The following is an 11,272-nucleotide window of genomic DNA, read 5'->3' on the forward strand; positions in this document are numbered from 1 at the left end:
ACCGCGCCGGCCGCCGGGGCGCTGCCGACGACTCCGCCGCCGGGGAAGGGGACGCCCGCTGCCGGGGCGGCCGGGGCCGCCGGGGCCTCGACGCCGCCGGTGGTCGGCATCCGTCCCGCCTCGATGTCGTCCGCGGCGGCGGTGGCGAGGGTTCGCCACGCGTCGGGCAGCGGCAGGTAGCCCTGCGGCAGCTGGCCGATCGCGGTTCCGGGCTGCTGCCCCTCGGTGGCGGCGTAGCGGATGAACGCGGCGTAGCTGGACCGCAGCTCGGCGTCGGTGACCTTCGGGTTGACCGCCGCGTACACCGGCATGGTGAGCGGGTAGGCCCCGCGGGCCGCGGCGGCGGCGGGCGACGTCGGGTCGAAAGACAGGACCTGCCCCTGACCGCTGTCGGCCGTCATCGCGGTGGCCGCGGCCGCCATGGACTCCGTCGTCACGGTGACGAACTCCCCCGCCGGGTTCTGCAGCGCCGCCGTGACGATCTGGTAGCGCGCAGCGGACGCCGCGTCGGTGACGGCGATGACCGTCTGGCGCCCGGGCAGGCTCCGCTCGGCCTTGCCGTACTTGGGCGGAGTGGAGATCGGGTCCCAGGCGCCGAGGGTGAGCCCGTCGCCGCGCAGGGTGTCGTAGGCGCCGGCGTCGAGGTCGTTGATGTACGGACGCCAGGTGACGAGGTTCACCGGCCCCGCCGACGACGTGGCCGCCTGCTCGACCGGGTCGGCCTTGGGGAAGTCCTCCCGCGGGAGGGTCAGGCCCGTTCCGGAGGCGTTCGTCTCCGCGCCCGTCGCGCTCCAGGGGTTGACCGTCATGCCCCACTCATCGGGGGCGCCCTCAAGGAACTCCCGCGCCGACTGGTCGCTGAGCACGTACTGCCAGATGGCCCACGCGGCATCCGATCGCCCCTGCGGCACGAGCGCGTCGGCGAGCGACGCGGCCGCGAGCGCCTGGTACTTCCACTCCGCGTCGTTCACCGCGAGGAAGTCCGGGTCGCTCACGAGCGTGCGCGGGTTGTAGACGCGTGTCTTCCCGTCGAGGTGGCTCAGATGGTCGCGATCGGCGAAGGTCGGCAGCGAATCCAGGTAGGAGTTCGTCAGGAGCTTCGCCACGAGACGGGGAGTGAGCTTGAGCGAGGTGAAGGGCAGGCCCACGCGTTTCTGTACGTCGGGGGGCACGGTGTCGTCTCCGGGCCGGGGGTTGCGGTCGATCGCGAACGAGATGGCCGCCCCCGTGATCGCCACGGGGGCGTAGCGCAGCGCATCGGTACCCAGGCTCGGGTCGAGGGGGCGCGAGGTGAGGGCCAGCGGCGCGGGGGCGGTACCGTTCGCGGCGCGGGCGGCGTCGGACTCCGCACCGGTGATCGCGGAGTAGACCGAGCCGCCCTGCTGGTTGCACACCGCGGGCTGCCACGACGAGATCGCGCGGCTGATGAGCTCGCTGCCGGCGAGCTGACGCTCGGAAGCGCCGATCGGGCAGCGCACGCCCAGGGGCTTGAAGTCGAGCTTGACCGCGATGCGGTGCTTCCAGGCGTCCCAGAACAGCCCCGACTTGGTGATGAACGACGCCCCGCCGTCCTGCGCCCCGCGGGGGAGGATGACGAGCCAGCAGCTCGAGCCGGTGACCGTGCCGTCCGCGGCGGTGCGGGGCGAACCGCACCCGAGTCCCTGCGACTGCAGCGCCGTCTGCACCTCGAACTTGACCGAGCCGGAGCCGTCGCCGCCCGAACCCGCCCACGACACCATGTTGGTGGTGTACTTCGAGAAGAACTCGTTGGTGTTCATGTCGGCCAGGACGTCTTTGCCCTCGGCATCCTTCGTATACGAGTACTTCCCGTCGACGACGTTCGCGACGACGCGACCGTTGGCCGCACGGAACGGGATCGACGTGTAGGTGGGGGTCGCGAAGCCGTCGCCGGGCACGGTGTACCGCTCGTCTTCCGCGGCGACCGAGGCGTCGCTGTCGCGCGGATCGTCGCGGTGCGACCCGGGGACCCCGCCGAGGCCGTACTGGCACGTCGTGCGGTCGGGCGTGCCCGGGTGCTCGGGGTCGTCACCCCAGCACTGGAACACCTGCAGGAAATCGGCCCCGCCGATCTGCGAGCTCGGGACCGTCGACGGCCTGCCACCGGTCCACGACACCACGATGCCCTGCGACTCCAGAGCCCGCGTCTGCGAGACGGTGACGGCGAGCTCGGGGAACGGGGCGTTCGCGACGTCGGCGTCCTGATCCTTCGCGGTCACGGTCACGGCCGATGAGTCGTCGGCCACGGCCTGCTGCCCGCCCGAGAAGAGCGCGCCGGTGCCGCCGGTCAGTCCGAAGATCGTGACGCCGGCGATGACGCCGACGGCCGTCGAGGCGAGTCCGCGGCGCACGCGCGACGCGATCCCGCCCGGCCGCCGAGGGCCGGCGGCCCGTCTCGCGCGTCGCCCCGGGGAGGGCGGCGTCGCGACGGTGCGCTCACGGGGTTCAGGCACGGGGATTCCTTCGGGAGGGGCAGCTCGAACGAGCGCCGAGACAAGTTCAGGGGCGATGGGTGTCGGTGGGATGAACGCGGCGGTAACGAGGAACCGACGCCGCGGGCTCCACGGAAGAACGCGGAAAATCCCAGATGAAGACGAGTATCGGGATCTACCGGGAGCGGCCGTCGTTGCGCGCGCGACGACCGATGACGGGAGGGATGAGAATGGCCGCGACCACCAGCAGTCCCGCCGCGAGCATGATGAACTGCGGGGTCCCCCAGCCGTTCTCCGCGAGCGAGAACGGTGCCGAGACGGCCGCCGAGGTCCCCCCGGCCGCTGCCGAGACGAGGTTGCCGTTGGCGTCGTACACCGGCTCCGCGGCCGTCCCCGTCGCCGCCACTCCCGCGGCCGCCCCGGTAGTGGGATCGGCGACGGCACCGGCGCCACCCCCGGCAGCGGCGGCGGCTGCCCCGTCGCCCCCCGCGCTCACTCCGCCCGAGCCGGTCGAGGGGGTCTCCTCCTGCGCGCCGCCCGTGCCCTCGACGCACTGCGTCGCGCCCTTCCGGTCGCACTCCGGCGGCGTGGGGGCGGTGAGCGCGAGCTGGTTGTTCGCCGGGGAGTCGCCGGGCTTGAAGGTGGGGTTGTTGCAGTTCGCGAAGTCGACGCCGCCCTCGGTACCCGGGATCTTCTGCAGCACGTCCGACCCCGCCTGCACGAGGTTCATCGGCAGTGGTGAGTACCCGAGCGCTGCGGCCTGCTGCTGGCCCTCGCAGAGCATGTAGGTGGCGAAGCGACTGAGGGTCTTGCCCTTCTCCGGGGTGAACACCTTGTTCGTCTGGGTGGGCACGATCATGTACGAGTAGCTCGACATCGGATACGAGCGCGCGTCGCCGCTGTTGTACACCCCGTCGAGGTTCTGCGTGAGATCGGGGTTGATGGCGGCCGACATCAACGCCACGGCGACCGACTGGTACGTCGGCTCGACGTAGTAACCCGCGCTGTTCAGCATCTTCACCACGGGGAAGCCCGACTTCATCGCGTACGAGTACTCGACGTAGGTGATCGCCCCCTCGCCGTAGTTCTGGCTGACGTACCCGGCGACGCCGAGCGAGCCGTTCTGACCCTTGAACGCGGGGGTCACCTGCGGGAACTGCGAGCGCATACCGAGGGTCCAGATGTCGCCGAACTGCTTCGACATCCACAGGGTGAACTGCGCGCTCGTGCCCGAGCCGTCGGAGCGGTAGACGGGCGTGATCGAGGTGTCGGGCATCGCCAGGGCCGGGTTGTCGGCCTGGATCGCGGGGTCGTTCCACTTCGCGATCTGCCCGGAGAAGATCTTCGCGATGACCTCGCCCGACAGGCGCAGGTTGGTGACGCGCTTACCGCCGATCTTGAGGTTGTACATCAGCGAGGTGCCACCGGCCACGATCGGCATGTAGGCGTATCCGGTCGTGGGCTTCTCGGGGGGCGAGCCGTCCTCGGGCTGACCCTGGAACGGGATCTCGCTGACGGCGAAGTCGACCGTCTGGTTGATGAAGTCGTTACGACCCGCCGACGACCCCGTCCCGGAGTAGTTGACGGTCATGCCGTAGTTGTTCGCGACGTTCTTGCGCCACTGGTCGAGCGCGTTCTGCGACCACGTGGATCCCGAGCCCGAGATGGGGACGTAGCCGTCGGCCTGCGCCGGAGCGGGGACCAGGGCCACGAGCGTCACGGCCGCGAGAACGGCCGCGATGCGGCCCAGGCGGCGACGAAGGTTCACGACGGGTTCTCCTCGGTGGATCGAGTGCGGGGTGCGGGGCGGAGGGCTTCGGCGGAGGCCCCGGCGAAGAGGGATGCCGTTCGGCGCGGCGCGGCCGCTCGGCGCAGGGCGCGCGAGGACGGGGCGCCGTCGGGCGCGGGGCTCATGCGCCGCAGGTCGCGGGCCGAGGCGGCCACGGCCGCGCGACGCTGACGGTCGGACAGCTGACCGGGACCGCGCCCGCCGATGAGGCGGGCGACGATGAACAGCGTCAGCACGAGGATCACGAGGGTGGCGGCCGCGCCGAAGCCGCGGGCGATCATGTTCGGCTCGGGCGACTTGACGAAGTCGAACACCTGCAGCGGCAACGAGATCATCGGCCCCGAGAACGGGTTGAGGTTCATCTGCGCCGTCACGCCGGAGGTGAGCAGCACGGGCGAGGTCTCGCCGATTCCACGGGCCGTGCCCAGGATCACCGCCGTCACCAGACCCGAACGCGAGGTGGGCAGCACGACGTTCCAGACCGTGCGCCACCGGCTGGACCCCAGGGCGTACGAGGCCTCGCGCAGGTTGTTCGGCACCAGGCGCAGCACGACGTCGGATGCGCGGATGATGATCGGCAGCATCATCACGCTGATGGCGATGGATGCCGCGAACCCCGAGCGCTCGTGGGTGATGAGGGTGACGACGGCGGCGTAGACGAACAGCCCCGCCACGATCGAGGGCAGTGCCGTCATGGCATCCGACACCGTTCGCACGAATCTCGCGAACGGCCCGCCGATCTCGTTCAGGAAGACCGCGGTCATCACCCCCAGCGGAATGGTGATGAGCAGGGCGATGCCGATCTGGATGAGCGTGCCCACGATCGCGTGGGCAATGCCGCCCATCGTGAGGGGGTCGAGCGGGCCGGCGGTGGTCATGGTCTCGACGAAGAAGTTGCCGTTCATCAGCGCCGACGAACCGCGCAGGAGCGTGAAGAACAGCACGAACGTCAGCGCGCCGAGCAGGATCACCCCGGCCGAGTAGAACAGCGCGGTCACGATGCGCTCGCGCACCGCGAGCCGGTCGGCCCGCAGCGACGACATCACCGCGTAGATGCCGAGGAACCCGACGAACGACAGCACCACCCACCCGATCACACCGGTCATGGGCGTGAGCCACCCGAACAGCAGCGTCGACACCGCCAGCGCCGCGGCGGCGCTACCGAGCAGGTCGAACCGATCGCCGAACGGCACCGTGCGCAGGTCGCGGCGCTCGCCCACGTGGCCGTCGCGCAGCGGGATCGTCGTGCGGATGGGCTCGCGAGGCACGCCTTCGCCCGCCATCGGCGCCTCGGGGGTGATGATCGCCATCAGTTGCTCTCCGCCCCGGATCGGCTGCGCGCCACAATCGTGGACGCGGTGAAGTTGACGATCAGCGTGATGATGAACAGCACGAGGCCGGCGGCCATGAGCGCCGACAGGCCGAACTGGCTGGCCTCGCCGTAGCGGAGCGCGATCAGCGCCGACACCGAGTTGGTGCCCGTCTTCAGCACCTGCGTGTTGATCGTGAAGATCGGCGAGATGATCATGACCACCGCGATCGTCTCGCCCAGCGCGCGACCCAGCCCCAGCATCGTGCCGCCGATGATGCCGCCGCGGCCGAAGGGCAGGACGACGGCGCGGATCATGCCCCACCGCGTCGAGCCCAGCGCGAGCGCCCCCTCGCGCTCGCCGAGCGGGGCCTGCGAGAACGCCTCGCGCATCACGGAGGTCTGCGTGGGCACCACCATGAGCGCCACCACGATCCCCGCGATGAACGCCGACGACGTGAACGCCCCCGCTTCGGTGAGGCGGGCGCCGGTGGCATCCGTGACCTGGAAGAGCGGGATCCAACCGAAGTAGGTGGAGATCCACTCGGCCACCGGGATGACGTTCGCCTGCAGGAAGAACACCCCCCACAGGCCGAACACCACGCTCGGCACCGCCGCCATGAGATCGACCATCGTGATGAGCGAGGACCGCAGCCGCGGCGGCACGATCTCGCTGATGAGCAGCGCGGTGCCCAGGGCCAGCGGCACCGAGATGGACATCGCGACGATCGCGATCGTGACGGTGCCGAACAGCACCGCGGCGACGCCGAACGCGCCCGTCTCGGGCGACCACTCCTGCGTGGTGAGGAACGCCGGACCCGCGACCACGAGGGCGTCGCCCGCGCGGGCCGTCAGGAACACGCCCACCGCGAGCATGACGGCGACGGTGAGGATGCCGGCGGTGTAGGCGCCGCTGCGGAAGACGCGGTCGGCCACCACGGGAGCGCTCTTCAGCGAGCGGCGCTCCAGCGGCCGCGTCGCGTGCGGAGGCAGGACCTCCGTGGTCGTGTCGCTCATGCGTTCTCCATCGGCGCGGTCGGTCGCACGTGCTCTCCGCGGCCCGGGAGGGCGCGGCGGGGGCTCGGGCGGGACCGACGGCGCGCGGCGCTCGTGTACCCAGAACCGGCACAGGTCCGCCGGTATCCCCGACGGTAGGAGCGGGGTGTGAACGCGGCCGGGATCCACCCGCCACACGCCCTGGCCGCCGGGTGAACGCGGGGCGCGCGAAGGTGAACGACGGACGACGCCCGGCCGGGGTGAAGGCGACGGTCGTTCGGCCGGCGGTCGTCGAGCCGACGCGCGCTCAGTTGGCGTGCGCTCCGCCCGCGCGCGTTCCGCCCGCGGTCGTCGGGACGGCGCGCGTTCAGCCGGCGCGCGGCGTCGGCGACGACGTGGGCGAGGCGGTCGGGGCGGGCGTCGGCGGGGTGGCCGAGGGGCTGGGTGCGGGTGCGGGGGTGGCCGCCACCCGGATGCGCACCTCCGCGCCGAGGGGAACGGAACCGCCCGCCGCGGGCTCGAGCGACACCACGGTGCCGACGGGTCGTTCCGACACGACCGACACGAACGTCGTCGCGAAGCCCGCCGCGCGCAGCTGCGACGCCGCGTCCGCGGCATCCGTTCCCGACACCTCCGGAACGGTGTTCGACCCGGATGCCACCACGAGGCGCACGGCGCTCCCCCGCGGCGCGGTCGATCCCGCGGGAGGAAAGGACTCGATCACCCTGCCCGCCACGAACGGGGCGTCGCGCTCGCTGACGTCGCCCACCCGCAGGCCCGCCGCCTCGAGCACGACGGCCGCGTCGGCGAGCGCGGTGAGTGCCGGGACGGTGGACGCCGGCTCGGGCGTCGCACGGGGGACCACCGCGCCGGGGGCCGACGCGGTGGGCGTCGGCGAGGTGGCGGGCGTCTGCGTCGGGGGCGGATCCGTCGCCTCGGCGACGGGCACGGAGCGCCCCGCCCCGGCCATGAGCGGGACGGCGGTGGCGGCGGCCACGAGCACCGCGATGATGCCGACCACCGTCCCCCACGCCGCACCCCGGCGTTCTCGCCCGGCCTCCGGCGCCGTCGGCGGCGGCGCATCGGCGGCGGATCGCCGCGCGGAGGCCCCCTCGACCGGCGCCGGAACCGCCGCGACGGGACGCAGCACCCGGGTCGACGGCGCGGGGACGAGCGAAGGGGTGGATGCTGCGCCAGCGGCGCGCAGCGCGACGCGCATCGCGGCCGCGTCGACGAAGCGGTCGTCGGGGTCCTTGAGCAGCGCGCGCACGACGACGCGATCCAACGCCGGCGGGAGACCGGGGCGCCGGACGGACGGAACCGGCGGTGGGGCGCTGAGGTGGGCGCGGACTACGGCGAGGCGGTCGGCGCCGGCGAAGGGCGGGTGACCGGTCAGCGCGAAGAACAGCAGACCGCCCACCTGATACAGGTCACCCCGAGCCCCCACCGGCCGCCCGCTGAGCTGCTCGGGCGACGCGAACTGCGCGTTGCCGACCACACCGACCGTGTCGGAGGTCACCGCGCTGCGCAGCACGTCGTCACCGTGGGCCGTGCGCCCGGCGGCGTCGGCGAGTCCGAAGTCCAGCAGCGTCGCGCGCAGCTCGCCGTCGTCGCCGCGCCGCACCAGGACGTTCGAGGGCGACACGTCGCGGTGGATGAGTCCCGAGGCGTGCGCCGCCTCGAGACCCGCCAACACGTCGGCGCCGACGCTGACCGCGTCGCCCGCGGTCAGGGCGCCATGCGCACGCACGTGCTCGGCGAGGGTGACCCCGGCGACCCTCTCCTGCGCGATCCACGCGATCGGGATCCCGTCGTCGTCGAAGACGCCGATGTCGACGATCACCACGACGCACGGATGGGAGATCTGCGCCGCCCGTCGCGCCTCCTCGAGGAACGCCTCGCGCAGCGGCGCGCTCTCCGACAGGTGGGGGTGGAGCAGTTTCACCGCGAGGCTGCGGCCGGTCACGGCGTCGACGGCGGCGAACACCGACGCCGTCCCCCCGGAGCCGAGCAGTTCGCCCAGGCGGAACCGTCCCGCAATCAGGCCCGTCGAGCCGCCCCCGCTGCGGCCGAGGGAGGCGTCGGTGCGCTCCGCCGCGCCGGCGCCGTCGGGGGCGGTGCCGTCGGGGGCGCTGCCGTCGGGGGCGGTGCCGTCGCGCGTGGAGCCGTCGGGTGCGCTGCCGTCGGGGGCGCTGCCGTCGGTCACGACGATCGTTCGAGCACGCGGGAGCGACGGCCCGAGGCCGTGCCGATGCTGACGGCCTGGACGACCTCGGCGGATGCCAGCACGGTCGTCGCCATGCGACCGGCGGCCACCGCCTCGCCCGCCGACTCGTACCACCGCGCCGAGGTGACGACGGGGCGCCCTCCCCCGCGCAACACCCAGGCGTGCTTGGTGGCGACGGGACCGCGGACGGCGGCGAGCTGCAGCTCACCCGTGCGGCGCTGATCGACGAGGGCGGCCTCGACGGCGGCGGCGGGCGACGAGAACACCGCCGCGCACCGGGCGAGCTCGCGGTTGTTGGTGGCCAGCAGCCGCCACACGCCGAACACCCCCAGCGAGGCGAGCTGCGAGTCCGGCGCAGCCTCCTGAACGGCGAGTTGGGTGGCCGCGAGTTCAGGGAGCACGTACGACCGGAATAGCAACCATGCCGCGAGCCGCGGATCGTACGCGGAACGGAAGGTGTCGAAGATGACGCGGCCCCGGCGGGCGCGCGGCACCGAGAGCTGGTCGCTCACGAGAGGCCCCTGTCTGACGGACCTGCGCGCCGGACCTACGGGTCGTCCGGTGCTGTTCCGCAGAGACGAACGTGCTCCCGCGGTGTTGCCGTGGCGAGATCAACGGGTGAACGGGCGGTTCACCAGCCCGCAACGATTTCCTCACCAGGGGCTGGACGTCCACCCCTCCACGGCGGGCCGTCGGACGCGGACCGCTGTCAGAGCGTGCGGCGCCCCTCGAACGCGCGCCCGAGGGTCACTTCGTCGGCGTACTCGAGGTCGCCGCCGACGGGGAGACCGGATGCCAAGCGCGTGACACGGATCTCGAGGGTGTGCAGGAGCCGGCTGAGGTAGGTGGCCGTCGCCTCGCCCTCGAGGTTCGGGTTGGTGGCGAGGATGACCTCCTGCACCGTCCCGTCGGCGAGGCGCTGCATGAGCTGCGTCACGCGGAGGTCGTCGGGCCCGATTCCGGCGATCGGGCTGATCGCCCCGCCGAGCACGTGATAGAGACCCCGGAACTCGCGCGTGCGCTCGATCGCCGCGACGTCTTTGGCGTCTTCGACGACGCAGATCGACGCGGGGTTGCGACGCGGGTCGCGGCAGATCGAGCAGCGATCCTGCTCGGAGACGTTTCCGCAGATCTCGCAGAACTTCACCTTGTCGCGGATCTCGCCGAGCAGCGTCGACAGGCGCGAGACGTCGAACGACGGGGACTGCAGGATGTGGAACGCGATGCGCTGGGCGGACTTCGGACCGATGCCGGGAAGGCGTCCGAACTCGTCGATCAGGTCTTGGACGATGCCGTCGTACATCAGCTGAACCTCGTCGGGGGCTCGTAGGGCTCATCGCGCACGAAGGTGGCCCCGAGCATCTGGCGCACCACCGCTTCGCCGTAGCGCTGCACGCCTCCGCGGAGGGGGGCCATGCGCGGCAGGACGACGGGCGGCAGCGGGGCCTCGACCTCGTCGGCGGGCGGGATGACGTCGTCGTCGTCGACCTCGTCGGGAGCGGGAACCGAGGCCGCCACCTCGCGCGACGGCAGCACCACACCCGCGCGGGGGGACGACGCACCGGGCTCGACGGCGGCCTCGTCGGGCTCGTCGTCGACGGCGAGCGCCGACGGGGCCGCGGGAGGCGCGAGCGTCGTGGTGGGGGCCCCGCCATCGGAGGACGGGATGGGCGCGACGGCCCACTCGGTCACGGAGGAGGCGTACGGTGCCGACGCGGAGGCCGGCCGCGCCCCCGCTGCCTGAGGAGCCGCCGCCCGGACGGCGCCGGGGCCGTCGGACGACGGTCCGGCGGGTCGCGGCGACGAGCCGCCGGGACCACCCGGGTTGCCGTCGCCTTCGAGACGGGCGAGATATTTGACCCGGATGCCGAGCACCGTCTGGATCGCCTGGCGCAGGTCTTCGCTCGGTCCGCCCTCGGGCGTGCGCGTCTTGAAGGCCGTGAGGTCGGCCGTCGTGCGGAAGGCCAGCGTCAACACGTCGGCGTCGAAGGCGGCGACCGTCGACGTCGAGACGACGAGCCACGACGAGCGGCTCGCGACCTCGAGCTGACCGAGCACCTCGGGCCAGGCGTCGCGCACGTGAGCGAGCTCGATCGGACCGACCGGGGTCGTCGGCGGGGTCGGGGCGACCGGTTCGAGCGGAGCCGAGTCGTCGACGGACGGGGGCGTCGGCGGGGCCGTCGGCGTCGGCGTGCTCGCGCGAGAGTCGGCAGCCTCCGTGGGCGGGGTGCCGGGCGCTGCCGGAGGGGTCTCCTCCGCCGGAACCGGCGCCGCGTCGGTGGCCGCGGCCTCGTCGGCGGTCGCGGGACCGGCGGATGCGGATGCCGTGGTCGGTGACTCCCCCGAGTCACGCTCAGGCGCCTCCCCCGTGCCACCTGAGCCGGCGGGGGCTGCGGCGGCGGGCGACGCAGCGGGCGCTGCATCATCGGGCACCGCGGCGGCGGAGGCTGCGGCATCCGAATCCGAGGACGCGGTCGAACGGGCATCGGGCGCCTGCGCGC

At 72.8% G+C, this 11,272-nt stretch carries 7 protein-coding genes and 1 pseudogene; all 8 read right to left on the reverse strand.

The features are described 5' to 3' along the window. Positions 1-2,369: hypothetical protein (locus ACK4LS_RS13925; RefSeq protein ID WP_409718435.1), on the reverse strand; the 2,369-nt coding region annotated here is incomplete at its 3' end. A 256-nt stretch (positions 2,370-2,625) separates the two neighbouring features. Continuing rightward, positions 2,626-4,218 carry a phosphate ABC transporter substrate-binding protein PstS gene (gene pstS, locus ACK4LS_RS13930; protein ID WP_409718438.1) on the reverse strand — a complete coding sequence of 531 codons (1,593 nt, stop codon included), beginning with the start codon at positions 4,216-4,218 and terminating at the stop codon, positions 2,626-2,628. Next, on the reverse strand, positions 4,215-5,549 hold the full coding sequence (pstA, locus tag ACK4LS_RS13935; protein WP_409718441.1) for a phosphate ABC transporter permease PstA: 1,335 nt from the start codon (positions 5,547-5,549) through the stop codon (positions 4,215-4,217). The genes pstS and pstA overlap by 4 nt, the downstream gene beginning before the upstream one ends. Continuing rightward, positions 5,549-6,565 carry a phosphate ABC transporter permease subunit PstC gene (pstC, locus tag ACK4LS_RS13940; RefSeq protein WP_409718443.1) on the reverse strand — a complete coding sequence of 339 codons (1,017 nt, stop codon included), beginning with the start codon at positions 6,563-6,565 and terminating at the stop codon, positions 5,549-5,551. Before pstC ends, pstA begins: the two co-directional genes overlap by 1 nt. A gap of 346 nt (positions 6,566-6,911) precedes the next feature. Continuing rightward, entirely contained in the window at positions 6,912-8,750 is a 1,839-nt protein-coding gene (locus ACK4LS_RS13945; protein WP_409718446.1) for a protein kinase domain-containing protein, read from the reverse strand. Beyond that, a complete protein-coding gene (locus ACK4LS_RS13950; RefSeq protein ID WP_409718449.1) occupies positions 8,747-9,283 on the reverse strand; it encodes a hypothetical protein in 537 nt (178 codons plus the stop codon). Before ACK4LS_RS13950 ends, ACK4LS_RS13945 begins: the two co-directional genes overlap by 4 nt. 197 nt (positions 9,284-9,480) lie before the next feature. Next, positions 9,481-10,074, reverse strand: a complete 594-nt coding sequence (recR, locus tag ACK4LS_RS13955) for a recombination mediator RecR (RefSeq protein ID WP_409718452.1) — start codon at positions 10,072-10,074, stop codon at positions 9,481-9,483. After that, a pseudogene (locus tag ACK4LS_RS13960) lies at positions 10,074-11,272 on the reverse strand (DNA polymerase III subunit gamma and tau); the annotation flags it as partial. The gene recR and the pseudogene ACK4LS_RS13960, both read right to left, overlap by 1 nt.

The sequence above is a fragment of the Microbacterium sp. genome, from assembly GCF_046295495.1.
GTDB lineage: Bacteria > Actinomycetota > Actinomycetes > Actinomycetales > Microbacteriaceae > Microbacterium.

Excerpts from the sequence above, each read along its gene's own strand:
- pstA (WP_409718441.1), bottom strand. The coding sequence starts at position 5,549 with ATGGCGATCATCACCCCCGAGGCGCCGATGGCGGGCGAAGGCGTGCCT.
- pstC (WP_409718443.1), bottom strand. The coding sequence starts at position 6,565 with ATGAGCGACACGACCACGGAGGTCCTGCCTCCGCACGCGACGCGGCCG.
- recR (WP_409718452.1), bottom strand. The coding sequence starts at position 10,074 with ATGTACGACGGCATCGTCCAAGACCTGATCGACGAGTTCGGACGCCTT.